Annotated in this window: 25 protein-coding genes; 14 read left to right on the top strand and 11 right to left on the bottom strand. The window is 70.5% G+C overall.

Translation table 11 applies throughout. The annotated features are described in order from the left end of the window. The first annotated feature begins 27 nt into the window (after positions 1-27). Positions 28-1,164 (top strand): CaiB/BaiF CoA transferase family protein, encoded by a 1,137-nt coding sequence (locus ACSFBM_RS32285; RefSeq protein WP_435488037.1) that lies wholly within the window; start codon positions 28-30, stop codon positions 1,162-1,164. Here the strand turns inward: ACSFBM_RS32285 and ACSFBM_RS32280 are convergent, their stop codons facing one another. Further along, positions 1,165-2,505 (bottom strand): UDP-glucose dehydrogenase family protein, encoded by a 1,341-nt coding sequence (locus ACSFBM_RS32280; protein ID WP_435488036.1) that lies wholly within the window; start codon positions 2,503-2,505, stop codon positions 1,165-1,167. 96 nt (positions 2,506-2,601) lie between these two features. On the opposite strand from ACSFBM_RS32280, the gene ACSFBM_RS32275 reads away from it, so the two are divergent. Genes ACSFBM_RS32275 through ACSFBM_RS32260 form a run of 4 tightly spaced genes read left to right on the top strand, consistent with a single transcriptional unit; the run spans position 2,602 to position 6,581 of the window. Then, positions 2,602-3,627, top strand: coding sequence for a glycosyltransferase family 2 protein (locus ACSFBM_RS32275; RefSeq protein ID WP_435488035.1), 1,026 nt, complete (start codon positions 2,602-2,604; stop codon positions 3,625-3,627). Positions 3,628-3,667: 40 nt separating this feature from the next. Next, a complete protein-coding gene (locus ACSFBM_RS32270) occupies positions 3,668-4,699 on the top strand; it encodes a hypothetical protein (protein WP_435488034.1) in 1,032 nt (343 codons plus the stop codon). After that, entirely contained in the window at positions 4,689-5,450 is a 762-nt protein-coding gene (locus ACSFBM_RS32265) for a hypothetical protein (RefSeq protein WP_435488033.1), read from the top strand. The genes ACSFBM_RS32270 and ACSFBM_RS32265 overlap by 11 nt, the downstream gene beginning before the upstream one ends. A gap of 3 nt (positions 5,451-5,453) precedes the next feature. Next, complete coding sequence (locus ACSFBM_RS32260; protein ID WP_435488032.1) at positions 5,454-6,581, top strand: glycosyltransferase family protein; 1,128 nt, start codon at positions 5,454-5,456, stop codon at positions 6,579-6,581. A gap of 27 nt (positions 6,582-6,608) precedes the next feature. On the opposite strand, the gene ACSFBM_RS32255 is transcribed toward ACSFBM_RS32260, so the two are convergent. The 4 genes from ACSFBM_RS32255 to htpG all read right to left on the bottom strand — a co-directional run bounded on the left by ACSFBM_RS32255 (position 6,609) and on the right by htpG (position 12,150). Further along, complete coding sequence (locus tag ACSFBM_RS32255; RefSeq protein WP_435488031.1) at positions 6,609-8,279, bottom strand: hypothetical protein; 1,671 nt, start codon at positions 8,277-8,279, stop codon at positions 6,609-6,611. Positions 8,280-8,427: 148 nt separating this feature from the next. Further along, entirely contained in the window at positions 8,428-9,414 is a 987-nt protein-coding gene (locus tag ACSFBM_RS32250; protein WP_435488030.1) for a Bug family tripartite tricarboxylate transporter substrate binding protein, read from the bottom strand. Positions 9,415-9,487: 73 nt separating this feature from the next. Continuing rightward, positions 9,488-10,117, bottom strand: a complete 630-nt coding sequence (locus tag ACSFBM_RS32245; protein WP_435488029.1) for a hypothetical protein — start codon at positions 10,115-10,117, stop codon at positions 9,488-9,490. Continuing rightward, the gene (gene htpG, locus ACSFBM_RS32240) at positions 10,114-12,150 is read right to left on the bottom strand and encodes a molecular chaperone HtpG (protein WP_435488028.1); all 2,037 of its coding nucleotides are present in this window, start codon (positions 12,148-12,150) and stop codon (positions 10,114-10,116) included. Before htpG ends, ACSFBM_RS32245 begins: the two co-directional genes overlap by 4 nt. 456 nt (positions 12,151-12,606) lie before the next feature. Between htpG and ACSFBM_RS32235 the strand changes: the two genes are divergently transcribed. The 7 genes from ACSFBM_RS32235 to ACSFBM_RS32205 all read left to right on the top strand — a co-directional run bounded on the left by ACSFBM_RS32235 (position 12,607) and on the right by ACSFBM_RS32205 (position 18,624). Beyond that, on the top strand, positions 12,607-14,727 hold the full coding sequence (locus ACSFBM_RS32235; RefSeq protein ID WP_435488027.1) for a carboxypeptidase-like regulatory domain-containing protein: 2,121 nt from the start codon (positions 12,607-12,609) through the stop codon (positions 14,725-14,727). A gap of 43 nt (positions 14,728-14,770) precedes the next feature. After that, positions 14,771-15,382 carry a hypothetical protein gene (locus tag ACSFBM_RS32230; RefSeq protein WP_435488026.1) on the top strand — a complete coding sequence of 204 codons (612 nt, stop codon included), beginning with the start codon at positions 14,771-14,773 and terminating at the stop codon, positions 15,380-15,382. Continuing rightward, the gene (locus ACSFBM_RS32225) at positions 15,375-15,968 is read left to right on the top strand and encodes a hypothetical protein (RefSeq protein WP_435488025.1); all 594 of its coding nucleotides are present in this window, start codon (positions 15,375-15,377) and stop codon (positions 15,966-15,968) included. Before ACSFBM_RS32230 ends, ACSFBM_RS32225 begins: the two co-directional genes overlap by 8 nt. A 2-nt stretch (positions 15,969-15,970) precedes the next feature. Then, on the top strand, positions 15,971-16,489 hold the full coding sequence (locus ACSFBM_RS32220) for a hypothetical protein (protein WP_435488024.1): 519 nt from the start codon (positions 15,971-15,973) through the stop codon (positions 16,487-16,489). After that, the gene (locus tag ACSFBM_RS32215; protein ID WP_435488023.1) at positions 16,486-17,340 is read left to right on the top strand and encodes a COG1470 family protein; all 855 of its coding nucleotides are present in this window, start codon (positions 16,486-16,488) and stop codon (positions 17,338-17,340) included. The genes ACSFBM_RS32220 and ACSFBM_RS32215 overlap by 4 nt, the downstream gene beginning before the upstream one ends. Before the next feature lie 44 nt (positions 17,341-17,384). Further along, complete coding sequence (locus ACSFBM_RS32210; RefSeq protein WP_435488022.1) at positions 17,385-18,002, top strand: hypothetical protein; 618 nt, start codon at positions 17,385-17,387, stop codon at positions 18,000-18,002. Positions 18,003-18,111: 109 nt separating this feature from the next. After that, complete coding sequence (locus ACSFBM_RS32205) at positions 18,112-18,624, top strand: DUF3761 domain-containing protein (RefSeq protein ID WP_435488021.1); 513 nt, start codon at positions 18,112-18,114, stop codon at positions 18,622-18,624. Between the two features lie 108 nt (positions 18,625-18,732). Here the strand turns inward: ACSFBM_RS32205 and ACSFBM_RS32200 are convergent, their stop codons facing one another. Next, complete coding sequence (locus tag ACSFBM_RS32200) at positions 18,733-19,773, bottom strand: ABC transporter substrate-binding protein (protein ID WP_435488020.1); 1,041 nt, start codon at positions 19,771-19,773, stop codon at positions 18,733-18,735. 190 nt (positions 19,774-19,963) lie between these two features. On the opposite strand from ACSFBM_RS32200, the gene aqpZ reads away from it, so the two are divergent. After that, a complete protein-coding gene (gene aqpZ / locus ACSFBM_RS32195) occupies positions 19,964-20,659 on the top strand; it encodes an aquaporin Z (RefSeq protein WP_435488019.1) in 696 nt (231 codons plus the stop codon). A gap of 4 nt (positions 20,660-20,663) precedes the next feature. Here the strand turns inward: aqpZ and ACSFBM_RS32190 are convergent, their stop codons facing one another. From ACSFBM_RS32190 to ACSFBM_RS32170, 5 genes are all read right to left on the bottom strand, one after another. Further along, complete coding sequence (locus ACSFBM_RS32190; protein WP_435437587.1) at positions 20,664-21,002, bottom strand: hypothetical protein; 339 nt, start codon at positions 21,000-21,002, stop codon at positions 20,664-20,666. Between the two features lie 156 nt (positions 21,003-21,158). Next, positions 21,159-22,544: a sensor histidine kinase gene (locus ACSFBM_RS32185; RefSeq protein WP_435488018.1), complete on the bottom strand. Its 1,386-nt coding sequence runs from the start codon at positions 22,542-22,544 to the stop codon at positions 21,159-21,161. Then, a complete protein-coding gene (locus tag ACSFBM_RS32180; protein ID WP_435437585.1) occupies positions 22,541-23,197 on the bottom strand; it encodes a response regulator in 657 nt (218 codons plus the stop codon). Before ACSFBM_RS32180 ends, ACSFBM_RS32185 begins: the two co-directional genes overlap by 4 nt. Before the next feature lie 96 nt (positions 23,198-23,293). Further along, entirely contained in the window at positions 23,294-24,388 is a 1,095-nt protein-coding gene (locus ACSFBM_RS32175) for a winged helix DNA-binding domain-containing protein (protein ID WP_435488017.1), read from the bottom strand. An 11-nt stretch (positions 24,389-24,399) separates the two neighbouring features. Beyond that, entirely contained in the window at positions 24,400-25,233 is an 834-nt protein-coding gene (locus ACSFBM_RS32170) for a pseudouridine synthase (RefSeq protein WP_435488016.1), read from the bottom strand. 146 nt (positions 25,234-25,379) lie between these two features. Between ACSFBM_RS32170 and ACSFBM_RS32165 the strand changes: the two genes are divergently transcribed. Beyond that, on the top strand, positions 25,380-26,459 hold the full coding sequence (locus ACSFBM_RS32165; protein ID WP_435437582.1) for a bifunctional nicotinamide-nucleotide adenylyltransferase/Nudix hydroxylase: 1,080 nt from the start codon (positions 25,380-25,382) through the stop codon (positions 26,457-26,459). Positions 26,460-26,504: the final 45 nt, after the last annotated feature.

Below are 26,504 nucleotides of genomic sequence, written 5' to 3'. Positions count from 1 at the left end.
TTGCGGCCGCTTACACGGAACACCGAAATGACCCAAGCCCAAGGCGCCCTCGCAGGCATCCGCGTCCTCGACATCTCCCGCATCCTCGGCGGCCCGTATTGCGGCCAGATCCTCGGTGACCACGGTGCCGACGTGCTCAAGGTCGAGCCGCCTCAAGGGGACGACACACGCACCTGGGGCCCGCCCTTCAGGGAGGGCGTGGCCTCGTACTACCACGGCCTGAACCGCAACAAGCGCGTGCAGCACCTCGACTTCTCGACCGAACAAGGCCGCGACGCACTGCTCGCGCTGGTGGCCGAGGCCGACGTGCTGATCGAGAACTTCAAGACCGGCACCATGGAACGCTGGGGCATCGGCTACGAGACGCTGTCGAAGCGCTTTCCGCGGCTGGTGTGGTGCCGCGTGTCGGGCTTCGGCGCCGACGGCCCGCTGGGTGCGCTGCCCGGCTACGACGCCGCCGTGCAGGCCATGACCGGCATCATGAGCATCAACGGCGAGGCCGACGGCGGACCGCTGCGCGTGGGCCTGCCGGTGGTCGACATGGTGACCGGGCTCAACGCGGTGATCGGCGTGCTGCTCGCGCTGCAGGAACGCAACCGCAGCGGCCGCGGGCAGTTCGTGGAGGCGGCGCTGTACGACAGCGGCCTGTCGCTGCTGCACCCGCATGCGGCCAACTGGTTCATGGACGGCACCGAGCCGCGCCGCACCGGCAACGCGCACCCCAACATCTATCCCTACGACGCGCTGGCCACCGGCACCGACCCCGTGTTCGTGGCCGTGGGCAACGACCGCCAGTTCGCCAGCCTGTGCCGCTGCATCGGCCTGCCCGAACTGTCGGACGATCCGCTCTACCGCACGGCCGGCTCCCGCTCCGTGCACCGCGACGGCCTCAAGCAGCAGCTCGAGGCCGCGATGGCCGCGTTCGATGGCCGCGCGCTGGTCGACCAGCTCATGGCCGCCGGCGTGCCCGCCGCGCCGGTGCTGCCGGTGGACGCCGCGCTGCAGCATCCGCACACGCTGCACCGCGAGATGGTGGTCGAGATGCCGGGCGGCTACCGCGGCATCGGCGCGCCGGTGAAGCTGAGCCGCACACCGGCGAGCTACCGGCATGCGCCGCTCACGCCGGGCGATGCCTTCCTGCCACTGGACACCGCCGCGGAATAATCAACGAAACATTGACGACCGGCCGCGCCCGATGCCGTAGTACGCGATGCCCGCGGACTCGGCCTGCGCCGCGTCGTAGAGGTTGCGGCCGTCGAAGAGGGCCGGCGCGCGCAGCGCCTGCGCAATGCGCGCGAAGTCGGGCTGGCGGAACTCCGGCCACTCGGTGACCAGCGCCAGCGCATCGGCGCCCTGCAGCGCCTCGTGCGCCGTGGCGCACCAGCGCACGTCGCCGCGCTCGCCGACGATGCCGCGCGCGGCGGACATCGCCGCCGGGTCGTAGACCTGCACGCGCGCGCCGGCCGCCCACAGGCGCTCCAGCAGCACCAGGCTCGGCGCGTCGCGCATGTCGTCGGTGTCGGGCTTGAAGGCCAGCCCCCACACCGCGATCGTCTTGCCCGCGATGCGGCCTTCGAAGTGGTGCGCCATCAGCTCGAAGAGGCGTTCCTTCTGCGCGTGGTTCGTCGCCTCCACCGCCGAGAGGATGCGCAGCGTGTGTCCGTCGCGCTCGGCCATGCGCTTCAACGCCCGCACGTCCTTCGCGAGGCACGAGCCCCCGTAGCCCGCGCCCGCCTGCAGGAAGTCGGGCCCGATGCGCCGGTCCGCGCCGATGCCGCGCCGCACGCTCTCGATGTCGGCGCCCGCCTGCTCGGCCACGCGCGCCATCTCGTTCATGAAGCTGATGCGCGTGGCCAGCATGGCGTTGGCGGCGTACTTGGTGAGCTCGGCGGAGCGGCGGTCCATCACCAGCAGCTGCTTCGGGTCTTGAATGAAAGGTGCGTAGAGCCGGGTCAGCAGGTCGATGGCCCACGGGTCCTGCGAACCGATCACGATGCGGTCGGGCTGGCGGCAGTCGCGCACCGCCGAGCCTTCGCGAAGGAACTCGGGGTTCACCGCCACCGCGATGCGGTGGTGCGCGCCGCGTTGCGCCAGCTCGCCGGCCAGCACGGCCTCGACCTGGTCGGCCGTGCCCACGGGCGCGGTCGACTTGCACACGACCAGCGCCTCGCGGTCGCGCAGCCGCCCGATGCCGGCGGCCACGGCCATCACATGGCGCAGGTCGACGCGGCCCTGCGCATCGGCCGGCGTGTGGACCACGATGAAGATCACCTCGCCGTGCAGGCAGGCCGCGTGCGGGTCGGCGGTGAAGCGCAGCGTGCCGGCGGCCAGGCCGGCCGCCACCAGCGCCTCCAGGTCCGGTTCGTGCAAGGGCATCAGGCCGCGCTGCAGGCCCTCGACGCGCGCCAGGTCCGCGTCCGCGCACAGCACCTCGTGGCCCGCCTCGGCCAGGCTGGCGGCGAAGCTCAGGCCCACGTAGCCGGCGCCGAAGAGGCTGACTTTCATGGGCGCGCCCTTGACGTTGCGCACTGGCCGCCGGCGCGGTTGTGCGATAAAAGCAGGATGGAAGCCTTCAAAACCATGTCCGGACAGGAAAATTCGATGATGCCCCATCAAGTTGCCGCGCATTGCGCACTGGTCCTGGAAACCAACAACCTGCGCGGCGGGGCGGACGCCGAGGCCAAGGCAAGCACCAGCCTGCAGCGCCTGGTCGCACTGCTGGCGAAGCAGAAGCTGCCGCTCACCGCGCTGGCGCAGGTGGTCGTCACGCACGACGGGCTGAGCCCCGCCACCTGCGAGGCCGTGAGCGCGCTCGCGGGCCGCCCGGTCGACTTCGTGCGCATCGACACCACCACCGGCTACTACGACGCCAAGAACGTCGGCTTCGAGGCCACCGACGCGCAGCGCTGCACCCATGTGGTGTTCGCCGACGCCGACTGCCTGCCCGACGACGACTGGCTGCTGCAGATGCTGCTGCCGTTCACGCAAGCCGATGCGCCCGCCGTGGTCGCCGGGCGCACCAGCTACGCGGCCAACGTGGTGGGCACCGCGCTGACCACCATCGACTTCATGTACTTTCCCAACGCGGACCACGCCGGCGCCACGAGCAACTTCTACGCGAACAACGTGGCCTTCCGCCGCGAGGTGTTCGCGCAGCACAGCTACCAGGCGCTGGACGGCGTGTACCGCGCGCACTGCCAGGTGCTGGGCATGCGGCTGAAGGCGGCCGGCGTGCCCATTCACTACGCGGCCCGGGCCCACACCGAGCACCGCCTGCCCGACACGCGCGCCGAGGCGCTCAAGCTGCGCTGGATGCGCGGGCAGGACACCTATTCGCTCACGCCGCACCTGCTGCGCAGCTACGTGTCGCCGCGCTGGCAATGGCTGGCCCGAAGCGGACCGATCGGGCCGCTGGCCGTGCTGTTCACGCGGCTGGGATTCAGCGTGAAGGCGCTGAACCATCAAGACCTTCCGCCGCTGCGCGGTGTGCGCTGGCTGGCGGGCGTGGCGCTCATCGTGGGCTTCTCGGCGGTCGACATGCTCGGCGCATTCGCACGCGGCATCGGCTGGCACACCACCGGGCGCACCCACGCGGACGCACAGGCGCTGTCCTATCACCGCCCCTGAGCGCTGCCCTTCTCCCGCAGAAGAACAACAAGACAAGACCATGCCCATCCGCTCTTCCTTCATCGCCCGGCGCGTCAACCGGCGCATTGCGCTGGGCCTCGCGCTCGCGGGCGCCTTCTCGCTGGCCGGCGCCGCCGACTTCACCGGCCGCGGCATCTTCAACTTCAGGTCCGACGCGGGCTGCCCCTTCGCCGCGCTGGCAGGCGCCGGCAACGACTGCAACCGCCTCGCGCTGGACGACCCCGACACCCGCGCCGCGCTCGACGGCGCGGCGCACACCATTCGCTTCACCAACACGCGCAGCTACGCCGAGAAGACCATCGTCGGCGACGTGCTGCTGCAGGGCTCCGGCCAGGCGCGCAGCGGCCAGCGCGTGCCGCTGACCTTCCATGCGCTGCTGAGCCGCTCGGGCACCGACTGGTCGGTGAGCAGCCATGCGCACTCGCCCATCGGCGACGAGTTCAGCGACATCCGCATCGACCCGTACCAGGTGGCGGTGAACGACGCCAGCGCCGAGCGGGTGGTGCTCACCGCCGACCAGGTCGTCGCCGCGCTCGCCAGGCCCTCGCTCACCGCGCGGCTGGCCAACGTGCTGGTGCAGGTGGACGACAACCGCACCGACGGCGCGAAGAACGCCGACATCACCATCGGCCTGGGCCTGGCCAAGGCCTCGAAGTCGGTGGCGCGTGCGCGCTTCCGTGCGCCGGCCGCCAGCGGCCGCGCGCTGGCCGATGCGATGCAGCAAGGCAACTGGACGCTGGAGCTGCAGGCGCTGAGCGGCCAGATTCCGCGCCAGGTGGTGCAGCGCGACCTGTTCCTGTACGGGCTCGAGTCGCAGGCGCTGCTGCAGCCGCTGTTGCAGCGCGGCTTCCACAAGAACGAGAAGCTGGTGCTCGGCGCCGCCAACGGCAAGGGCTACGTGCGCTACGACGGGCAGCAGCGCGAGTTCGCGGGCGCCGACGCGGCCGCGCGCGCCTTCCTGCAGGACAGCTTCATCGGGCTGGTGCTGGGCTGGCAGCAACAGCAGCAGCCGCCCGTGCAGGCCGCGAGAGCGAAGGCCGATGGACGCTGACCCTTCCATCGCCGCCCCGGGCTTCGACTGCCTCGCCCCGCCCGCGCTGCGCGGCTGGCCGGCGCTGCAGGCACGGCTGGTGCACCACCTGAAGCGCGCCGCGTTGCGCCAGCTGCACGCGAGCAACGCGGGCGAGATGCTGCTGCTGCGCTTCTACCTGGTGGGTGAGGAATCGTCCGAGCAGGCGCTGCAGCGCGAGCTGCGCATCGCCCCGCCCGACTGGCTGGTGCGCCAGCTCGACCAGCACCTGGCCGACGAGCAATTGCACGCGCGCCTGTTCGCGCAGGCCATCGTCGAACGCGGCGGCCACGCACAGGCCGCCGCATCGCCCGAAGAAGCGCCCCAGCCCGACTGGCTGAGCCGGCGCAAGCTGGCGCGCTGGCAGGCGCTCATTCGCCGCCATGCGCCGCACTTCGCGCACGGCGGGCTGGTGCCGGCCTATGCCATCGGGCTGTCGGCCGAGCAGATGGCCTCGCGCATCCTGCAGCGGCATTGCGCGCTGATCGGCGAGCAGCATGCGCTGCACCCGCTGCTGACACGCGTGCTGGCCGACGAAGACCGCCACATCCGCTTGTGCAGCCACACGCTGCAGCGCTGCGTGGCGCCGCACGAGCAGGCGCGCCTCGCGCAGCTGATGCGCGAGGTGCGCGACACCGAGCGCGGCTTCGGCATCACCGGCGCGCTGGGCATGTGGCTCGCCGGCGCGGCCCTGCGCCTGCGCCCCGGCGCGGCGCGGCCGATGCACGCCTGAGCGATGCCCCCGCGCATCGTCTACCTCGCGACCGCGGACGCGCGCGGCCACCTGATGCGCGCGCAGTTGCTCACGCACGCGCTGCGCGCGGCCGGCGCGCAGGTGCAGGTGCTCACCACCTCCGACGAGGGCGCGCGCTTTCTTGCCGGCTTCGGCATCGACGCGCCGGTGCTCTCGCGCCACTACGCGGTGCAGTTCGACACGCAGCAGAACATGCTGCGCCGCGAGACCGACCGCAACGTGGCGCACTACATGTTCCGCCCCGGGCGCATGCTGCGCGACGTGTGGCGGCTGCGCGCGCATTTCCGCAATGCCGACCTGGTGGTGAACGACTCCTTCCACCCCGCACTGCTGCTGATGGGCTGGCTGCCGTTCTGGCGGCACAAGGTGGTGCATGTGTACGGCGCCAGCCTGCGGCGCGCGCTGGAGACGAACTTCAAGGGGCGCATGCCGGGTCCGGTTGCCCAGGTGTTCGGCGGCATCGTGGCCTGGCAGATCGACCGCAGCCGCGCACGCATTGAGCATGACTTTGCCTACGGCGAGCCGCAGCATGACGGCCGCGGCCGCCACCGCCTGGCCACGCCGGTGGCGGTGGTCGATGCGGTGGACCGCAGCGATGCGGCGCAGCACGTGGCGGCCGTCTACCTCAATCCGCATTTCGAAGACCCGGCGCTGGCCGACGGCCTGGAGCAGGGCCTGGACGGCGCAGGCGTGTCGGCGCACCTGGTCGGCGAGGGCTATGCCCGGCGAGCGCACTGGCATGCGCGCGACGAGCACTGGATCGAGGCGGCCGCGCACAGCGCCTTCATCGTTTCCGCGCCGGGCATGGCGGCGCTGTCGATCGCGTCGGTCTACCGCAAGCCCATCCTGCTGCTGCTGACGGACCAGCCCGAGCAGGCGATGAACGCGGGGCGCGCGGCGCAGCTGGGCCTGACGCACCGCGTGGTGGTGTGGCGTGGCGATGCACCGAAGTTCGCGCGCGCCGTAGCTGCGGCGGCGGGTGAATTGCTGGCCTTGCCGCAAAGTGCAGTGAGCGCTGACGAAGGCCGGCAGGGAGCCATCGAACGGCTCCGGCATTGGACGCTTCTGCTGTCTGGGCTTGCCACTTCGGGGCGCTCGCGGCCGGGGTGAGTTCGGGGCGCGCTCGCCAACCGGCGGCTACCCCACAACCCCGCGCGCCGAATCGATCAACGCACGAAAGGCGCGCGTCATCGCGCGCACCGGATGCATCTCGGACCACGGCTTCGCAGTCGTCTTCGGTGGCGCCGAGATCACGCCACGGCCCATGCGCAGCGACACCTGCAGCTTCCTGATCGTGAACGCCGGCCGGGTCAGGCCGCGCATCAGCAGGCCACCGCGCACCGTTCCCGCGGCCACCACGAACTGCACCACCAGGCACTTGCGCCCCGCCGTGGGCTCGACCTCGAACACCAGGCTGCGCCGCCGCGCGCCGGTGCCGCGCTGGCCCTGCAGCACCATGCCGTCGAACATGGCGTGCACGCTGGTGGCCTTGGCGTTGCTGCGGTAGTCGACGCGCACTTCCAAGCGGCAGGGCTGCTGGTGCGCCTGCGCGGGCGGGTGCGACAGCGATGGCAGCGGAATCACCAGGCAGGCCAGCTCACCCTCGCTGCGCGCACCTTCCCCGTCGAAACCCGCCCAACCGTGGCTGAGCCAGCCCATTGCAGGGCTGCCGGGGTGGAACAGGTAGGGGCGGCCGGTCTGCAGTTCGGCCGTCTCGCACAGGCCATGCGAGGCATCGTCGAGGCCCCAGCGCGTGAGAAAGGCCTTGTCGAGGGCGGCCGCCGGCCAGGCCGGCAGGTGGGGAGCCGAGGGCACATCGCCGGCGCCGCACACCGCCGCCATGCAGTCCACCGAGCCCAGCGCCGCGCCCATCGGTATCCAGCCCGAGCAGCCCCGCGGCAGCTGCGCCGGTGCGTTGCGGTCGGCGCGGATCAGCGCATGGGCGGGCTTGCGGAAGTAGCGCGCCTCTGTCAGCACGCTCGACGACAGGCTGGCGGCGAAGTGCACGTTGGTGGCCGACAGCAGCGCGTAGGTGTTCTCGCGCGTCCAGGCGACATTGGGAATGGCGCGCGCAATGGGCGCCAGGTCGTGCAGCGCGCTCTCGTAGGGGTGAGGCTTGACGACCAGCAGGTCGACGCTGCCCGCCAGCTCGCGCAGCGGCGCGATCACGCTGGCCGGGTGCATGGTGCGCCCGCCGCTCACCAGCGACAGGTCGACCAGGCTCTGGCCGAAGAACAGCCCCACGCGCAGGCGCGGGTCGAACAGCGCGGTCGCGCCGTGCCGTGCGAAACGCCCCTTGAGCGCGCTCGCATGGTTCCAGAACAGCTCCTCGTCCACACGGCGCGCCAGCAGCGCGGCCTCGATGACCGGGTCGTTGGTGCGCGCGCAGAAGTGCAGGTGCTCGGTGAAGCGGCGCGGATCGATCTCGATGTCCAGGTAGCTCGCGCCGCCGCGGTCGATGCAGTGCTGCAGCGCGGGCGTCAGGCCCCAGCCGATGACCAGGCACCCGGGCTCGAACGCCGGCAGGCCCTCGCGCCCGGCCAGCGGCACCAGGTCGGCGGTGCAGGCACGCGCCCAGCCGGCCGGCGTGCAGGGCAGCTCCAGCCGATGCATGAGGCGCGCCACGTCGATGCGGCCGCCTTCGGACAACGGCGCGATCTCGCCCATCGGCAGGTCGAGGCGGCCCAGCGCGGCGTCGAAGAAGGCACGCAGGAATCGTCGGTTGGCGACGTGGTACTGCAACCCGTTGACGGGCGAGCGGAAGAAGTCGTCCGCAAAAACGACGTGGTGAAAACGGCGTGTGATCATCGGTCTCGGGAGGACCGGGCTGCCCGTTGCAGACCGTCCCTCCGGCCTTTCCTGAGCGATGCGCCAATCTAGGCAGGCACTCTTAGCAAAGAATGAGAACGGCGCGGGCGGTGCGCAAAGTTCCGTAAAGGCCCCGGGCCGCGCCGATTCAGTCGAGCACCAGATTCAGTTCCCGGATCAGCGGGTGCCAGCGCGCCGACTCGCCCTGCAGCAGCGCGGCGAACTGGCTGGGCGCATCGCCCACGGGCTCCACGCCGAACTCGGCCAGCTTGCGCTGCACGGCCGGGTTGTGGATGGCATCGGCGACCGACTGCTGCAGCCGCGTGACCAACTCGCCCGGCGTGCTGGCGGGCACCACCAGGCCCATGAGCGCGGCGGCCTCCACCCGGGCCATGCCGAGCTCGGCGAAGCTGGGCACGCCCGGCAACTCCTTCAGGCGCTGGGGGTGCGCCACCGCCAGCGCGCGCAGCTTGCCGCTCTGGATGAAGCGGCGCGACGCGGCCAGGTCGCACATCATCACGGGCAGCTGCCCGCCGGCCACGTCGGCCAGCGCGGGCGCGGCGCCGCGGTAGGGCACATGCACCATCTCCAGCCCGGCCTCGCGTTCGAGCAGTTCCATCGCCAGGTGCTGCGGGCTGCCGGTGCCGGCCGAGGCGAAGCTCACCTTGCCGGGGAAGGCGCGCGCGTCCTCGATGAAGGCCCGCGCGTCCTTCTGGCCGCTGGACGGGCCGACCAGCAGCACCATCGGCAGCCGGCCCAGCAGGGTCACGGGCGCGAAGTCGCGCGAGGGGTTGTAGCTGAGGTTGCGGTACAGCGCGGGGTTGAACACCAGCATGCCGTTGTCGGCCGACAGCAGCGTGTAGCCGTCGGCGGCCGCGCGCGCGGCCTCGATGGCCCCCAGCGCGGTGTTGCCGCCGGCGCGGTTCTCGATGAGCACTGGCTGGCCCGCGTCGATGGCCAACTGCGTGGCGATGGTGCGCGCGACGATGTCGGCACCGGCACCGGCCGGGTACGGCACGATCCATCGGATGGGCTTGGCGGGGTAGCCGGACTGGGCCTTCGCCGCGCGGGGCAGCGCCGTGGCAGCCAGCGCGGCCAGGGCCAGGAGTCGCAGCAGCAGCGGTCGGCGGGTCATGGTGCGTCGGTCTCCGAAGGAGATACAGGCGCCATGTTAGGCCGGGTTTCGTGTTCGCGTCGGGCGGCCGCGCTCAGGGCGCGACAGGGTTGCCCGGCGTGCCGGCTTCGCGGGCCGGCACCGCGGCTGCGGCCGGCGTGCGGTAGCTGACGTTCACCGCAGGCACCGGGGGCTCCGGCGGCGGACGCGTGATCTTGACGAGGGGCGCCCTGGCGGGGACCGGGGCATGCGCCGCCGGCAAGGCGGCAGGCGCCGGGGCCGCGGTGGCAATCGGTGTGAAGGGGTCGGCGGGCGTGGAATAGCGCACCGGGGCCGGCGCCGACACTGGCGCCGCCGGAGCGACGGCAGTGGCAGGGGTTGTCGCCGAAGCCACAGCGCCGGTCGGCACCGCCGGCGCGGCCTTCGGGTCGTAGAGCACCGCGCCCTTGCCGATCCCGGTGGCCGCCGGCCCCACGCCGACACCCGCACCGACCGTGCCGGACACCTGCCCGCCGTTGTTCACGGCCATGCCGGCGCCGAGCGGACCGAAGCCGGTGTTCAGGCCCACGGAGAAATTGCCGTCCTTGGTGGCGCCCAGCCCCAGCGAGAGCCCGGGCGCCAGCGGAATGCCGATGCGGTAGTGCGAACAGCCGCTCGCCATCAGCAGACACAGCCCCGCCGAAGCGATGGCTGCGCCGCGAATGACGCGCGGCCGCCAGGTCACACCAGCAGCGCGTTGACGCGCCTCACATAAGCCGCGGGGTCGGCCGGCAGGCCGCCTTCGGCCAGCAGCGCCTGGTCGAACAGGATGTTCGCCAGGTCGTCGAAGTGCGCGGAGCTTTCGAGTTTCTTCACCAGCGGATGCTCGGCGTTCACCTCGAGCACCGGCCTCAGCTCGGGCGCGGGCTGGCCGGCCTGCTTGAGCATGCGCGCGAGCTGCGTGCTCATGCCGCCGTCCTGCACCACCAGGCAGGCGGGCGAGTCGACCAGGCGGGTGGTCACGCGCACGTCGTCGGCCTTGTCCTTGAGCGCTTCCTTGAGCTTCTCGAGCAGCGGCTTGAACGACTCGGCGGCTTCCTCGGCGGCCTTCTTCTCGTCGTCGTCCTGCAGCTTGCCCAGGTCGACCGCGCCCTTGGCCACGCTCTGCAGCGGCGTGCCGTCGAACTCGTTGAGGTAGTTCAGCGCCCACTCGTCGACGCGGTCGGTCATGAGCAGCACCTCGATGCCCTTCTTCTTGAAGACCTCGAGCTGCGGGCTGTTCTTCGCGCCGGCCAGGGTGTCGGCCGTGATGTAGTAGATCGCGTCCTGGCCTTCCTTCATGCGAGCCTTGTAGTCGGCGAAGCTCACGCTCACCGTGTCGGTGGTCGTGGAGGCGTAGCGCAGCAGCTTGGCGATGCGGTCGCGGTTGCCCATGTCCTCGCCCAGGCCTTCCTTGAGCACCGCACCGAACTCCGCGTAGAACTTCGCGTACTTGCCCGATTCGTCGGCGGCCGCGGCGGCCGCTTCAGCGGCGGTGGGCGCGTTCTTGTCGACCACGTCGGTCACTGCGCCGGTCGGCTCCGGCGCGGGCACCGATTCGCCCGAACCCACGTCGATCAGGCCTTCGCCGCTCTCGGGGCCGGTCTTCTGCTTCTTTGCCAGGTCTTCGAGCATGCCGAGCACGCGCTTGGTGCTGCCCTCGCGGATGGCCTTCACGTCGCGGCTTTCCTGCAGCAGCTCGCGGCTCACGTTCAGCGGCAGGTCGGCCGAGTCGATCACGCCCTTCACGAAGCGCAGGTAGCTGGGCATCAGCGCCTCGGCGTCGTCCATGATGAAGACGCGCTTGACGTACAGCTTCACGCCCGCGCTCTTGTCGCGGTTCCACAGGTCGAAGGGCGCCTTGGCCGGGATGTACAGCAGCTGCGTGTACTCGGTGCTGCCTTCCACGCGGTTGTGGCTCCAGGCGAGCGGGGCCTCGTAGTCGTGGCTGATGCTCTTGTAGAACTCCTCGTACTGCTCTGTGGTGATGTCTTTCTTGGGGCGGCTCCACAGGGCGTTGGCCTTGTTGATGGTTTCCCATTCGCCGGTCTTCACCATGTCGCCGGGCTGGTCGTTCTCGCCTTCTTTCCACTCTTCCTTTTCCATCAGGATGGGCAGCGAGATGTGGTCGGAGTACTTGCCCACGACCTGCTTGATCTTCCAGGCGTTGAGGTACTCGTCGGCGTCGTCGCGCAGGTGCAGCGTGATGCTGGTGCCGCGCGCGGCGCGCGTGATGTCGGCCACGTCGAAGTCGCCGGCGCCGCCGCTGGCCCAGCGCACGCCGTGCTCGGGCGGCACGCCCGCGCGGCGCGACTCGACCGTGATGCGGTCGGCCACGATGAAGCCCGAGTAGAAGCCCACGCCGAACTGGCCGATGAGCTGCGCGTCGGCCTTCTGGTCGCCGCTGAGCTTGCTCATGAAGTCCTTGGTACCGCTTTTGGCGATGGTGCCGAGGTTGTCGATCGCTTCCTGGCGCGACAGGCCGATGCCCTTGTCGGTGATGGTGAGCGTGCGCGCGGCCTTGTCGAACGAGATGCGCACGTCGAGCTCGGGCTGGTCTTCGTACAGGTCGGGCTGGTCCAGCGCCTCGAAGCGCAGCTTGTCGCACGCGTCGGACGCGTTCGAGATCAGCTCGCGAAGAAAGATTTCCTTGTTGGAGTAAAGCGCATGCGTGACGAGGTGCAGCAGTTGCGCGACTTCGGCCTGGAAGGGGAGTTTGGTGTTGGAGGAATCAGCCATGGATAAAAGAAATATCGAATCCAAAAAATTCTAAGCCGGCAGGCGCTTGCGAAGTGACGTTGCGCCAACTTCTCAAATGGGGAGGTCCTTCGGCTTCATCAAGGACCCGATGAGGTCGAAAAGCCCCGATTTTGCGTACGCCTGAAGAACAAAAACAACGCGCTTCCCTGTGTAAACCCTGCCCTGTCATAAAAAGTTACCGTAGATAACATTTTCTGAAATATCCTGTTCTTCGATTCGGAACAGGGCGGCAACGCCCCGGGAAAGCAGGGATGTCGTTTGATGATTCGAGTGACACCGTGGACTGCGGCCGGTCCCCCCGGCGCACGCCGGCGCCCGGCCTTGGCCCCGGCGTGGATCGGATGCGCAGCGGCGCTGGCCGGGCTTTCCTGCGCGCACGGGCAAACAGCCGCATCCCCTGGCTCCCCCCGCACAGCGGCCCCGGCCGCCGCCGACATGGCTGACGCGCGCATCGAACCCGTCGACCGCGCACAGGTGGAGCAGGCGCGTTTGCGCGCGCTCATGGAGTCCGCGCCCAAGGCTTACGAAGACCGCTTCATGAACGCCACCGACCCCGTGACGAACGAGGTCGATGCCGAGCCCGAGCAGCCGCAGGGGTTTAGGGCCTGGCTGGTGGAAAGCCGCATCGGCCTGGGCGACGCCACCAGCACCGGCTACCGCCGCCAGCGCGCCACCGAGTTCGGCCAGCGCCTCGAGTACCGCCGCGAAACGCTCAACTACGGCGAGTTCGTGCTGCAGGCCGACGCCCGCCACCTGAGCGGCGACAGCTTCCTGGGCGGCGGAGGCATCGGCTCGCTGGGCTATGCGCGCGACGCCACCAGCGCGCGCTTCACGCTGCGCAACCTCGGCTTTCCGCTGACCACGCAGACCTTTGCCGACAGCGCGGTGGGTGACATCTACAGCGAGCTCACCGACGGGCTGGCGCGCAACTACCGGCTCTCGCTGGGCTCGACCACCGTGCGGGGCGCATCGACACGCATCTTCAACGCCGACCTCGACGTGCGCGCGGGCTTCGGCGAGCGCGGCAACCTCACGGGCGGCCCGTATCCCGGCTTCGAGAAGAGCCAGGGCACGCTCGGCTGGCTCGGGCTCACCAGGCGCCTGGGCGATTCGTGGTTCACATCGTTCCAGCTCGACCAGGCGCGCGGCATTCCGGCCTACTACTTCGACCCGGTCACGGCGCAAGGCTTCGGCCGCAAGGACGTCGACAGCTGGGCCACGTCGATCGGCTACGGCAGCGAGCTGCTGCGCGACGGCGACCTGCGCGCGCGCGCCACGCTGGTGGGCAGCCGCACCACCTCGGCGACGCCGGGCGTGGCCACGGGCGCTTCGCAGGGCCTGTTCGTGGAGGCCAGCGCGCGCACCGGCGCCTACCGGCACGAGCTGGGCGCATACGCGGCGCGGCCCAACCTGTACTTCGGCGACTACCCGCTGGCCACCGGCACGCGCGGCGCGTACTGGCGCATCGACCGCAGCGACAACCGCCTGAACTGGGGCGCCGGGCTGGACTTCGAGCGCGCCGCGCCGAACGACAGCTTCAACCTCTTCGGCTACCGCCGCGCCGGCGCGAGCGGCAACTTCCAGTACCTGCTGGACCGCAACACCTCGTTCGGCGGCAGCGTGAGCCTGACGCAGACGCGCTACGAGAGCGACGGCACGGGCACAGCGGCCGCCACCTCGGGGCAGGGCAACCGCTTTCGCAGTCTTTACGCCAACGCCTTCTACCAGACGCGTTTCTTCGACTGGCCGCGCAGCCGCTTCAACCTGGCGGTGCGGCGCAACGAGGCCATCGTGCTCGGCGACGGCACGGCCACGGGGCAGGAGCTGCAGTGGGAGCAGGACTGGATCAGCGGGCGCTACGAGACCATGCGCCCCGAGCTCACCACCACGCTGGGCTACGCACGCGACGAGAGCAGCGGCGACGTGCGCCATTACCCCACGGCGGGCGCGCAATTCCGCTTCTGGGTGGCCAGCGGCTTCAGCGTGACGGGCAACCTGCGCTACACCTCGCAGCACGGCGGCCTCTACACCAGCCGCGGGCTGTCGGGCACGTTCGGCGCCGAGAAAGACCTGGCGCCCGGCTGGCGCGCGGGCCTTTCCGCCAGCCTGAACCAGGCGCGCGCCACCACGGTGCCGGTGGCGCTGAACACGCCGGCGCTCTTTCGCACCACCGACAAGACGGTGTACGTCTACCTGCGCTGGGAAGGCTCCGCCGGCACGGCCTACCAGGCCGCGGGCGCTCGCAACGGCAGCGCCGGCGGCGGCAGCGTGACCGGGCGCGTGTTCTTCGATGCCAACAACGACGGGGAGGCGCAGATCGGCGAAGGCGGCGTCGCCAACGTCGAGGTGCTGCTCGACGGCCGCTACCGCGCCACCACCGACCGCGACGGCCGGTTCGAATTTCCGCTGGTGACCACCGGGCGCCACCAGCTCACCCTCACGCCCGAGACCGTGCCGCTGCCCTGGGGGCCGGCACGCGACGCGGGCGCGAGCGTCGACGTTCCGCTGCGTGGCCAGGCCAGCACCTCGATCCCCGTGATCAAGGTGGGGCAGTGACCACCTTTTTTGTTTGTTCCACCGCAACGCAAAGGAAACCGAGATGAGACACCACCCGAGATTGCTCACCCTGGCCGCAGGCGCGGCCCTGGCGCTGGCCGCCGGCATGGCACTGGCCGAGAGCCAGTACGGCTACGGCACCGGCGTGCCCACCGTGACGGCCCAGGCCCGCCTCAACCTGAGCGTGACGGTGCCCAGGCTGATCCTGCTGCGCGTGGGCGCCCAAGCGGGCAGCGGCGACACGCTGAACTGGACCGCGCCGATCACCTGGGCCACCGCGCCCACCATCACGGCCGGCAACAACCAGGCGGCCAACTGGGACGGCACCGCGCCCACGCTCGGCACCGTGACCAACCCGGCGGCGGTGCCGGTGTCGGCGTGGACCAACAGCAGCGGCGGCGGCTCGCTCACCTACACGGCGGCCGACTTCGCGCCCACCGGCGGCCCCTTGCTCACCAACATCGGCGTGAGCTCCGGCGCGGGCCTGGCGCACCCCGGCGGCGCGACGCTGGTGGCCACCGGCGCGGCGGCGAGCACCTTCGTGCCGTCCACCGTCGCCACCGGCACCTGGACCTTCTCGCTGACCGGCACGGCCCTCACCTGGACGCCGGGCACCTACACGACCGTCATCACCTACACCGCCACCAGTGTCTGAACCGCTGCGCGCGGCGGTGGCCCTCGCGCTCCTCGCCGGCATGGCGCCGCGCGCGGACGCAGTCTTCACCTACGCACCCACCGCTTCCCCCTACGGCATCACGCTGCAGGTGGGCTCGGCCGCGGCCATCGACGAGGTGGTGTTCAACGCGACCGGCACCAACGCGGGCCTGGCGACGGGCACCGCCATTGCAGGCTCGCAGTCGATCACCATCCGCATCAGCCCGGCGCGCCCGGCCAGGCTGCTGGCCGAGACACGGCCGGTGACGCTCACCGCCACCGTGCCGGCGGGGCTCACCTGCACCACCTCGGCCACTTGCGGCGCCAACGTCATTCCGTTCAGCGACATCAGCTGGGTGTCGACCAACGCGACCAGCCCCGCCGAGGGCGACATCCAGAACGGCAGCTTCGCGGCCGGCTCGACGCAGACGCTCGCCAGCTTCAATGGGGCGACGGCCACCGTGCTGCTGGTCAACAGCGACACCCGCTTCATGTCGAACACCCTGACCTTCAAGTACGCCAACACCACGGTGTACCCGGCCGGCAGCTACAGCGGCACGGTGCGCTTCACCGCCACCATGCTTTGACCATGCAAGCCGCCGCTTCGTGCGCACGCCGCTCGGTGACAGCCGGCCTGCTGGCCTGGCTGGCCGGCGTGCCGGGCGCAGCCCATGCGCGGGTCGAGCGGCTGGACGACTCGACCTCGCCGAGCGCGCAGGTGCGCGCGCCGGCGGACGACTCCCCCATCGTCGCGCCCGGTGCGACCGCCTCGCCCATCGCGCGCATCGCCTTCGGGCGGGTGCACTACCGGCTGGCCACCGCGCGCTACGTGGGCCGCCAGGCGCGCATCTACTACGTGCTGCCGATGGCGGTGCCGGGCCTGCTCTCGCCCGCCGGCCTGGAGGTCAGCTGGCGCACCAACGGCCTGTTCGCCAGCGGCAGCGGCCGGCCCGGCGACCGCGTGCCGGTGTGGAACGGCGTGGTGCGCGACGCGTGGATGACCGAGGCGCTCGACCTGGTGTGGCAGCTCGACGTGCGCCAGGTGCGGCTCTCGCGCGGCATGCCGCTGGGCTTCGAGGCTTATTTCGAAATAGAGACATTGCCATGACACGACTGCTTTCGACGGGACATTCCCACGGCGCTTGCTTCGCTTCCTTCGCTTCCTACGCGCTGGCCGCCTTCGTCGCGCTGTGCGCGGCGCCGCCCGCAGGGGCCGCACCGTTCGAGATCGCGATCATGCCGTCGCGCTTCGAGCTGTCCGCCAAGAGCGGCGCGCGGCTGGGCCAGTCGCTGGACATCCACAACGTGGGCGCCGCCGCCACCGAAGTGTCGGTGCGCACGATCGACTGGAGCTACTCGCCCGAGGGCGAGATCTCGTACCTCGACCCGCTGCAGCCCGGCAGTTGCCGGCCCTGGGTGCTGCTGGAACGCAAGACGGTGAAGGTGCCCGCGCGCGGCAAGGCGTCGTTCCGCTTCCAGATCGAGCCGCCGGCCGATGCGCCGCGCGGCGAATGCCGCTTCATGCTGGCCATCGAGGGCGTGGAGCCGGCTTACCGCGCCGCCATCGGGCAGGGCGGCGCCAGCCTGAGCCTGCCGGTCACCGGGCGCATCGCGGTGGCGGTGTACGTGCTGCTCAACGGTGCCGAGCCCAAGCTGGCGCTCAGCCAGGTCGGCACGCGCGACGTGCACGGCCAGCGCACGCCGTACGTCACGGTGAGCAACACCGGCGACGCGCACGGCCGCCTGGACGGCAGCCTGGACGCAACCGACGCCGCCGGCAAGCGCTTCGAGCTGGTGCCCGAGGGCACGCCGGTGCTGCCGGGACAGACGCGCCAGCTTCCGCTGACGCCCAAGCCCGAAGGCGACGGCAAGGCGGCCGCGCCGGTGTATCCGCTGAAGGCCGCCGGCACGCTCGACTGGGAGAAAGGCGGCTTCAAGGTGAACGCGGAGTTCCGCTGATGCGGCGCGCCGACCCGCCTCGCCGGGTCTGCCCGGTTTGCGTGATGGCCCTCTGCGCTGCAGCGGCCGCCGGAGCCGGCCCGGCACACGCCGACACGGCCACCACCCTCGGCCTCGGCACGCCGGCTTTCGTCGACCTGAAGTTCACCGTCAACATCGACAAGTTCGTGTTCTTCCGGCTGGGCACCGGCGCCTGGCCCACGACCAGCGGCACCATCGACAGCGCGGCTTTCACGCTCACACCCACCATTCCCGGCGGGCCGACCACGCCGGTCGCAGGCAACAACACGGCGGCCAACTGGAGCGGCGCGGCGCCGGCCTTCGCGGTGGCGCCCGCGGCAGGCGTCAAGCTGGCGGTGGAGGTGCGCAGCAACGGCGGCCAGGTCAGCCTGCGTGCCACCGCGAGCACGCCGCTCACCAGCACCACCAGCGCGAACACCATTCCCATGTCGGAGATCACGGTGGCCAGCGACAACGCCACGCTGCCCGCGCCGGCGATTCCCAACGCCGGGACGGGCGCGGCCGTGAACGTGACGCCCACCGCCTTCGGCACCCTGGTGACGCAGCGCGCCGCGAACTGGACCTTCTCGTACGCCAACCTCACGAGCCGCCCGGCCGGGGTCTACCTCGGGCAGGTCACGTTCACCGCCAGTTCGCCCTGAAACCCGCCGAACCGCCCTGAACGCCTTTGCCCGCGCCAAGTCAGCTGGCGCTGGGATCGATCCCCAAAGCTCCGGCGTGGATCTTTCCCTCACCCTTCAGGAGCTTTGCATGAACAAGAACCCCCGGATGACCTGGATCGCAGCCTGCCTCGGCCTGGCTGCGCTGGGCGCCCAGATGCAGGCCCAGGCCCAGGTGCCCGCCGGTGCGCCCGCCGGCACCACCGTGCAATGCAAGGACGACAGCTACGCCTCGCCCGACACCAAGTCGGGCGCCTGCCGCGGCCACAAGGGCATCAAGACCTGGTACGGCAAGGCCGCCGCCCCGGCCGCACCCGTCGCGGCGGTGCCCGCGGTGGAGACACAGTCGGCCAGCGTCGACAAGACCGGCGTGGCCCCCACCACCGGCACGGCCACCCGCACCCCCGGCGCGCCCGACCTCACGAAGATGGCGGCCGCGCCCGGCGGCGGCGCGGGCAAGGTGTGGGCCAACGACGAGACCAAGGTCTACCACTGCATGGGCGACCGCTACTACGGCAAGACCAAGAAGGGCGAGTACCTGAGCGAGGCCGACGCCAAGACCAAGGGCATGCACGCCTCCCACAACAAGCCCTGCACGTCCTGAAGACTCCTTCCAGGAACACCGCGGAACCGGCGTTGCCGGGCCGCAGGTGTTGCCCCCGGTAGGGGAAAGGAGCAGCGACACGAAGTGCGCGAAGCCTGGGGGCGAGCCCTACTTCGGCTGGGATTCGACTTCGCGCGTCCAACGGTCGATGAGGCGCTTGCGCTCGTCCGCCTTGCCGTACTTCTCGAAGTCGTACTTGATGAGCTTCACGTCGGCCATCGACGGAATGCGCGGGTCGGGCTTGAAGGTCTTGTTGGCCGGCGACTGCAGGCTGCCGGCCTTGGCGCCGATGGACTGGCCCGCGGGGCTCATGAGCCAGTCGTAATAGCGCTTCGCGTTCTCCTTGTTGCGCGCGCCCTTCACCAGCGCGATGCCGCCGACCTCGTAGCCCGTGCCCTCGCAGGGCGCGGCGGTCTTCACGGGGAATTTGTCGTGGCGCCACTTCTCGAAGCCGAAGATGAAGCTCACACCGATGGCCACCTCGCCCTTGGCCACGTTGGGCGCCTGCGCCTGGCCGCTGCGGGTGTAGCTGGTGACGTTCCTGTTCAGCTTCTTGAGGTAGTCGAAGGCCGCGTCCTCGCCCATCTGCTGCACCAGGCCCGCGATGATGGTGTACGCCGTGCCGCTGGACGCCGGGTGCGAGATCTCGATTTCGCCCTTGTATTCGGGCTTGATGAGGTCGGCCCAGCACTTCGGCTCGGGCAGCTTCTTTTTCTTCAGCAGATCGGTGTTGAAGCCGAAGCCCATCGCGCTCGTGTAGAAGCCGCCCACCATGTTCTGCGACAGCGCGTACTGGCGCACCGCCCAGTCGTGCAGGTCATTGATGTAGGCCGGCCGGTAGGGCTCCAGCAGGCCCTGCTCGGCGGCCTGCAAAAACGGGTCGCCGGTGCCGCCCCACCAGATGTCGGTCTTGGGGTTGGCGGCCTCGGCGCGCAGTTGGGCGCCGATTTCGCCGGTGCCCTTGTGGGCCTGCAGCACCCGGATGCCGGTCTCGCGCGTGAAGGCCGCGGCGGCCGCTTCGCACCAGCCCGCGTCGGTGCTGCACAGCGCGTTGACGGTGCCCTGCGCGGCTGCGTTCGGCGCAGCGACAAGAGCGGCCGCGGCCATGCAGGCGACGGTGGCGATGTGCCGGATGGCGAAGGGGTGCATGCGCGGTTCTCCTCGTTGCTGGAAGCCGCAGGATAGCGCCCCCGCACCGCGCAAACACACAAAGCCGCGACAACTGTGAACAGGTTCCGGTAGTGCGAAAGACATGTATCGCGGCGCGTCCCCCCGTTCCTAGAATCCGCCCGCGCACGGCCCGGCCTTGCGTGCCTTCTCAACTTCAGGATGGAGCGACATGGAACACAGTACCTACAAAAAATGGTCGGCCGAATTCATTGGTACTTTCTGGCTCACGCTCGGAGGCTGCGGCAGCGCGGTGCTGGCCGCGGCCTTTCCGGGCGTGGGCATCGGCCTGCTCGGCGTGGCCCTGGCCTTCGGCCTCACGGTCGTGACGGGGGCCTACGCGCTGGGACCGATCTCGGGCGGGCACTTCAATCCGGCGGTGTCGATCGGCCTCGCAGCGGCGGGCCGCTTCAAGGCCTCGCAACTCGCGGGCTACATCGTGGCGCAGGTGCTCGGCGCCATCGCGGCGGCCGGCGTGCTCTACCTCATCGCCACGGGCAAGCCGGGCGCGGACATCGGCGGCTTTGCCACCAACGGCTATGGCGAACACTCGCCCGGCAAGTACGGCCTCACGGCCGCCTTGCTGTGCGAAGTGGTGATGACGGCGGTGTTCCTGATCGTGATCCTGGGGTCCACCGCCAAGCGCGCGGCCGGCGGCTTTGCCGGGCTCGCGATCGGCCTGTGCCTCACGCTGATCCACCTGATCTCGATCCCGGTGACCAACACCTCGGTCAACCCGGCGCGCAGCACGGGCCCGGCCCTGTTCGGGCCGTCCTATGCCGTCTCCGAACTGTGGCTGTTCTGGGCGGCGCCCATCGCGGGCGCGCTCATCTACCGCGCCGTGCTCAGCAACAGCAACGACTACTGATGCGTCAGCTGCCGCTGCCGGACTTCACCATCGGCAGCGAGGTCGACTGCCCGATCGGCTCGGTGCCGGTCGGGTGCGAAGCCGCATAGGCGCCGGCCTGGATGTCGGCCACGGGCAGCGTCGAGTTCATCGCGGGCGCGCTGGTCGACTGGCCCATGGGCTCGGTACCGGTCGGGCGGGCTGCGGCCATGGCGCCGGCCTGCACCTCGGGCCGTTCGGGCGAGTTCATCTGCAGCGGATGAAAGTCGGAGCCGTCCATGGTCTCGGCCGACGCCTGGACCGTGCCCAAGGCCGCCAGCGCAGCGAAGGAACCGACGGCAAGAAGCTTGAAGGAAGTGCGCATGATGTGTGTTCTCCTGGGTTCAGGTTGTCTCGGGTCGCGTGCCATCGAGCGAACTGCGCGCGGCAGGACCTGAACGCACTCTAGGCACGCAGACTGATGGGATGGTGAGCGAAGACTTAGCTGCGAGTGAGTGGCGCAACCGCGTTCCTGCCCACTCTACGTTGGCAAGGACGGCAGGTGCACGCGCGCCATCAGCCCCGGCCCGTCGTCACGGTTGCGCAGCTCGATGCGCAAGCCGTGCCGCTCGGCGGCGGTGCGGGCAATCGCCAGGCCCAGCCCGCTGCCGCCCGCCACCGAACCCGGCACGCGAAAGAAGCGGTCGAACACGCGGCCGATGACGGCCTGCGGAATACCGGGGCCGTTGTCGAGCACGTCGACCACCGCATGCCCGTCGACCTGGCGCAGCTTCACGTCGACCACGCCGCCCTCGGGGGCATAGCGCAGCGCGTTGTCGATCAGGTTGTCGAACACGCTGCGCAACTCGGCCGCGGGGGCGAACACCACGGCGGTGATGCGGCCTTCGCCTTCGAAGCCGATGTCCACGCGCCGCGCATCCGCCAGCACCATCAACTGGCTCACGCTCTCGCGCAGCAGCACCTCGATGTCGACGCGCTCGCGCGCATTGCCGCTTTGCGGCGCGTCCTGGCGCGACAGGTGCAGCAGCTGCTCGATCAGATGCTGCGCGCGCGTGACGCCGGCCTCGAGCTGGTTGAAGCGTTCGGTGGCTTCGCCGGCCGGCACGTGCGCGCGCAGGTTCTCGATCTGCAGGCCGATGGCAGCCATGGGCGTGCGCAGCTCGTGCGCGGCGTCCTGCACGAAACGCCGCTGCGTGGCGAAGGCGCTGCGCACGCGCGACAGCAGGTTGTTGAAGGCGCCCACCAGCGGCGCGATCTCGTCGGGCACGCGCGCCAACGACAGCTCGGTCGGGCTGCGCTCGTCCTGCGAGGCGACGTCGCGCGCCACCGCGCGCAGCGAGCGCGAGGCCGCCGACACGATGACCCACAGGATCAGCAACGCCAGCGGCAGCAGCAGCGTGATCGGCAGGCCTTCGAGCAGCGCGCGGCGCAGTGCGCGGCGGCGACGGTAGTCCTCGTTCTGCAGCACCTGCACGCGCGGCTGGTCGGCGCGCGGACCCGGCTCGGCGGTGAACACGCGCCAGCTGGCACTGGCCCGCGATCCCGTGGTCACGTCGCTGAAGCCCGGCCCCGGCTGCAGCGGCACCGACAGCGCGGGCCACGACGTGGCGCGCAAGGTGCGACCGTCGGCGCTCCAGATCTGCACGATGAAGCTGCCGCGCGAGAACGCGGCCTCGCCGTCCATCGGATGCGGCAGCTTCTGCGGGTCGCTGCCCGCATACGACTCGGCCACCAGCCGCATCTGGTCGTCCAGCGCGTTGTGCACCAGGTTGCCGTAGGCCACGAAGGAGAACCACGCCGTGAGCACGGCCGCGCCCAGGTGCAGCGTGATGAGCCACAGCAGCAGTTGCGTGCGCAGCGAACCCGGCCGCCACCAGCGGCCGCCGCCGCGCACCGCACGGGTCATGCGGCCACGCGCCAGCCGAGGCCGCGTACGTTGCGGATGGCATCGGCGCCGAGCTTGCGGCGCATGCCGTGGATGAGCACGTCGATGGCGTTGCTGGTCACTTCCTCGCCCCAGCCGTAGATGCGGTTCTCGAGCTGCTCGCGCGACAGGATGGCGCCGGGCCGCTCCAGCAGCGCATGCAGCAGCGCGAACTCGCGCGCGGTGAGCGCCTCGCGCGCGCCGTTGACCAGCACCTCGCGCGTGGTCAGGTCGAGCTGCAGCGCACCGCCGCCGACCAGCGAATGCGCCGCGCCGTCGCGCCGGCGCACCACGGCGCGCATGCGCGCGAGCAGTTCGCGGAACTCGAAGGGCTTGAGCAGGTAGTCGTCGGCGCCCAGGTCGAGGCTGTGGATGCGGTCGTCCAGGCCGTCGCGCGCGGTGAGCACCAGCACGGGGGTGGCGTCGCCCCGCTCGCGGGCCCGCCGAAGCACCTCGGTACCGTCCTGCCTGGGCAGGCCGAGGTCGAGCAGCACGCAGGTGTAGCCGCCGTCGCCCAGCGCGCTTTGCGCCAGCTCGCCGTCGCGCACCCAGTCGGCGGACCAGCCCGCGCCTTCGAGCGCCTGCTTCAGGCTGCGCCCGATCATTTCATCGTCTTCCACCAACAGTACGCGCATCGCGGCGACTCCTTCGGCCGCAAGGTAGCACGCGAACGGGATGATCGGTAGTGCCTGCGCCGGGGCGCAGCGTAATCAGGCAGAGTTAAGCGGGGCTTAAAGGCCCTGCGGGCCTGACAGGACCGTGCATCGCATGGCCACGCCGTCACCCTCGGCGGCGAAGGCCAGCAGGCGATGGGCTTCCTCCTCCACGCCCCGCCGGTCGGCTCCCGACCAGCGCGTGAACGGCTCCAGCAGCACCGTGGCGGCGCTCTTCGACCGCTCGATCTTCCACACCCCCGCCACGAAGCCGTCGAGCAGCACCGTGCCACGCACGATGCCGTTGACGGTGAACACGCGCGCGCGGTGTGCCGCGCTCAGCACGCGGCCGCGCTCGGCATGCGCGAGCAGCAGGTTGTCCCACTCGGCCACCAGGCGCGGCGGCGCGGGCGTGTCGGGGTCGGGACGCGGGGCGCGCGGCAGGTCGAACAGCTCCTGGCCCGCCTCGCCGGTGAACACGCGCAGTTGCGGCCGCAGGCGCTCGGCCACGGCCTTCCAGCCCGTGAGGCCCGACCACGCGCCGGCATCGGCCAGCGTGGCGGGGCCGAAGGCAGCGAGGTAGCGCAGCAGCAGGTCGTCCTGCGTGGCCGGGGCGACACCGGCGGCGGATTCGCCGAGCCACTGCGCCAACGGCTGCAGCAGCGCGCTCTGGTGCGAGTTCCAGCTGCCGGCGGGCGGCAGGTGCACCAGCGGCAGGTGGTTGCGGATCAGCGCGGCGAGCGATGCGGTTTCACGCCCCGCCCATCGCGCGCCGAGCGCCTGTCCGAGTTCGGCGCCGGTGTGCGGGCGCTGGTCGAGCAGCGCACGGCCGGCGCAGACCACGGCCGCGTGATCGAGGCCGTCGAGTACGCGCTTGTGGTTGCCCAGCAGGCCGCGCCGGTGCACAGGCTCCAGCAGCGCACGCCATGCCAGCGCGTCGCGCGCCGTCATCAGGTGCAGGGTGGAGCGCATCGTCGCCAGGCGCACGATGCGGCGCTTGCGCAAGGCCTCCGTCAGTTGCTCGCGTTCGAAGCCCTCGAGCCGGCTCCAGAGGCCGACATACGGCGGGTTGGGCGCCTGGGCCTGCAACCCGGCGAGCCGTTCGACGGCCTGCACCACCGAGAGCTTTCGCCTTTCCAGCAGCATCTGCCGCGCCAGCGTGGCGCGGTTCAATGCGCGCAGGCTCAGAACTTCTCGTGCGGCCCGAGGTAGCGCCATTGCCCCACCGGCAGGTTGCCCAGCATCACCTTGCCGATGCGCACGCGCTTCAGGCCCACCACCTTCAGGCCGACCAGCTCGCACATGCGGCGGATCTGGCGCTTCTTGCCTTCGGTGAGCACGAAGCGCAGCTGCTCGGGGTTCTGCCATTCGACCCGCGCCGGCTTGAGCGCCTGGCCGTCCAGGCTCAGGCCGTGGCGCAGCCGGGCCAGCATGGCTGGCGGAAACACCGCCTGCACGTTGCTGGTGATGGGGTCGTCGTCGTCCATGCGCACCAGCTGGCCGGTGGGTGCGGGCTGGTCCAGGCCGTGGTAGGCCACGCGCACCAGGTATTCCTTGTCCATCACCGAGTCTTCGCCGATGAGCTGGCGCGCGATGCGCCCGTCCTGCGTCATCACCAGCAGGCCGATGGAATCGATGTCGAGCCGGCCGCACGGCGCCAGGCCGCGCAGCTGGTGCGGGTGGAAGAAGAAGCGCGTGTTGTCTTCCGCCCAGCGGTTCTGCGGCGTGAACAGCGAGACCGCCGGCTCGTGCCCGTCCTCGGCCTGCGCGCTCACGTAGCCGATGGGCTTGTTGATGAGGATGGTGACCTGGTTGGCCTGCTGGCCCTTGGCCGCCTTGTCGATCTCGACGCGGTCCGAAGGCGTGACCTTCACGCCCATCTCGGCCGGCTTGCCGTTCACCTTCACCCAGCCGTTGGCGATCCACTCGTCGGCCTCGCGGCGCGAACACATGCCGAGCTCGGCCATGCGCTTGTTGAGGCGCACGGCACCGGAGGGGGAAGAAGAAGGCTCGGTCATCGGGGCGGGGGTGGTCGGTGTGCGGGGGACAGATGCTACAGGCAGACAAGCCCGCAAGGCCATGCGGGGACTTGATCAAGCCCCTGCGGCGATGCTATCCTGCCCTCAAGCGCGAGCTGATCGCGCCCTTTTTGGGGGATTCCCAAGTGAACACACAGAACACACGCAAGTTCCAGTACGCCATCGTCATCGGGCGTTTCCAGCCCGTCCATTTCGGCCACCAGCGACTCATCGAAGAGGGCCTTCGCGCCGCCGAGCGGGTCATCGTGGTGGTCGGCTCCGACCGCAAGCCCCGCAGCGTCAAGAACCCCTTCACCTTCGACGAACGCGAACGCATGGTGCGCGCCTGCCTGCGCGGCACCGAGCAGATGCGCGTGAGCGTGGTCGGCGTGGGCGACTCGCCCTACAACGACCAGCTCTGGATCGCGTCGATCCAGTCCGCCGTCGAGCGGCTCATCGTGCAGGACGGCCACGTGCCGGCCAAGGCCAGGGTGGCGCTGGTGGGCCACCTCAAGGACGCATCGAGCTACTACCTCAAGCTCTTCCCGCACTGGGAATTCGTCGGCCACCAGAACGTGGAAAGCCTCAACGCCACCGACGTGCGCAGCCTCTACTTCGACCCCGAGAACCGCGGCCAGCTGGCGCGCGCCGACCTGCCCGACGGCACGGCCGCCTTCCTCGACCAGTTCACCCGCACCGCCGACTACGCCGAGCTCTGCGAAGAGCGCGCCTTCCTGGCCGACTACCGCGACAAGTACCGCTATGCGGGCAGCAGCTTTCCGCCCATCTACACCACGGTGGACGCCATCGTGGTCGAGGCCGGCCACATCCTGCTGGTGCAGCGCAAGTTCCATCCCGGCAAGGGCACCTGGGCGCTGCCCGGCGGCTTCGTCGGCCAGCACGAGCGGCTGCAGGATGCGGCCATTCGCGAGCTGAAGGAAGAAACCCGGCTGAAGGTGCCCGTGCCCGTGCTCAACGGCAGCATGAAGGCCAGCCACGTGTTCGACGCGCCCGACCGCTCGCAGCGCGGACGCACCATCACGCACGGCTTTTTCTTCGAGCTGGCGCACAACCAGTGGGCGGGGCTGTCGGACGTGCGCGCCGACGACGACGCGGCCGAGGTGCGCTGGGTGCCGATCACCGAATTTCTCGACATGCAGGACCGCATCTACGAAGACCATTTCTTCATTGCGAACCATTTTCTGGGTGGTCTGGGCAAGAACTGAACGGCCCCGACTTTTTAGCAAGCACGGCCCCGGTTGACGGGTGCC

It is taken from the genome of Variovorax pasteuri, assembly GCF_051216435.1.
GTDB lineage: Bacteria > Pseudomonadota > Gammaproteobacteria > Burkholderiales > Burkholderiaceae_C > Variovorax.
The sequence above is the reverse complement of the archived record's forward strand: the minus strand, read 5'-3'. Positions and strand labels throughout refer to the sequence as shown.

What these genes read in the sequence shown, in the direction of transcription:
- ACSFBM_RS32285 (WP_435488037.1), top strand. Translation starts at nt 28, where the DNA reads ATGACCCAAGCCCAAGGCGCCCTCGCAGGCATCCGCGTCCTCGACATC.
- ACSFBM_RS32280 (WP_435488036.1), bottom strand. Translation starts at nt 2,505, where the DNA reads ATGAAAGTCAGCCTCTTCGGCGCCGGCTACGTGGGCCTGAGCTTCGCC.
- ACSFBM_RS32275 (WP_435488035.1), top strand. Translation starts at nt 2,602, where the DNA reads ATGATGCCCCATCAAGTTGCCGCGCATTGCGCACTGGTCCTGGAAACC.
- ACSFBM_RS32270 (WP_435488034.1), top strand. Translation starts at nt 3,668, where the DNA reads ATGCCCATCCGCTCTTCCTTCATCGCCCGGCGCGTCAACCGGCGCATT.
- ACSFBM_RS32265 (WP_435488033.1), top strand. Translation starts at nt 4,689, where the DNA reads ATGGACGCTGACCCTTCCATCGCCGCCCCGGGCTTCGACTGCCTCGCC.
- ACSFBM_RS32260 (WP_435488032.1), top strand. Translation starts at nt 5,454, where the DNA reads ATGCCCCCGCGCATCGTCTACCTCGCGACCGCGGACGCGCGCGGCCAC.
- ACSFBM_RS32255 (WP_435488031.1), bottom strand. Translation starts at nt 8,279, where the DNA reads ATGATCACACGCCGTTTTCACCACGTCGTTTTTGCGGACGACTTCTTC.
- ACSFBM_RS32250 (WP_435488030.1), bottom strand. Translation starts at nt 9,414, where the DNA reads ATGACCCGCCGACCGCTGCTGCTGCGACTCCTGGCCCTGGCCGCGCTG.
- htpG (WP_435488028.1), bottom strand. Translation starts at nt 12,150, where the DNA reads ATGGCTGATTCCTCCAACACCAAACTCCCCTTCCAGGCCGAAGTCGCG.
- ACSFBM_RS32235 (WP_435488027.1), top strand. Translation starts at nt 12,607, where the DNA reads ATGGCTGACGCGCGCATCGAACCCGTCGACCGCGCACAGGTGGAGCAG.
- ACSFBM_RS32230 (WP_435488026.1), top strand. Translation starts at nt 14,771, where the DNA reads ATGAGACACCACCCGAGATTGCTCACCCTGGCCGCAGGCGCGGCCCTG.
- ACSFBM_RS32220 (WP_435488024.1), top strand. Translation starts at nt 15,971, where the DNA reads ATGCAAGCCGCCGCTTCGTGCGCACGCCGCTCGGTGACAGCCGGCCTG.
- ACSFBM_RS32215 (WP_435488023.1), top strand. Translation starts at nt 16,486, where the DNA reads ATGACACGACTGCTTTCGACGGGACATTCCCACGGCGCTTGCTTCGCT.
- ACSFBM_RS32210 (WP_435488022.1), top strand. Translation starts at nt 17,385, where the DNA reads ATGGCCCTCTGCGCTGCAGCGGCCGCCGGAGCCGGCCCGGCACACGCC.
- ACSFBM_RS32205 (WP_435488021.1), top strand. Translation starts at nt 18,112, where the DNA reads ATGAACAAGAACCCCCGGATGACCTGGATCGCAGCCTGCCTCGGCCTG.
- ACSFBM_RS32200 (WP_435488020.1), bottom strand. Translation starts at nt 19,773, where the DNA reads ATGCACCCCTTCGCCATCCGGCACATCGCCACCGTCGCCTGCATGGCC.
- aqpZ (WP_435488019.1), top strand. Translation starts at nt 19,964, where the DNA reads ATGGAACACAGTACCTACAAAAAATGGTCGGCCGAATTCATTGGTACT.
- ACSFBM_RS32190 (WP_435437587.1), bottom strand. Translation starts at nt 21,002, where the DNA reads ATGCGCACTTCCTTCAAGCTTCTTGCCGTCGGTTCCTTCGCTGCGCTG.
- ACSFBM_RS32185 (WP_435488018.1), bottom strand. Translation starts at nt 22,544, where the DNA reads ATGACCCGTGCGGTGCGCGGCGGCGGCCGCTGGTGGCGGCCGGGTTCG.
- ACSFBM_RS32180 (WP_435437585.1), bottom strand. Translation starts at nt 23,197, where the DNA reads ATGCGCGTACTGTTGGTGGAAGACGATGAAATGATCGGGCGCAGCCTG.
- ACSFBM_RS32170 (WP_435488016.1), bottom strand. Translation starts at nt 25,233, where the DNA reads ATGACCGAGCCTTCTTCTTCCCCCTCCGGTGCCGTGCGCCTCAACAAG.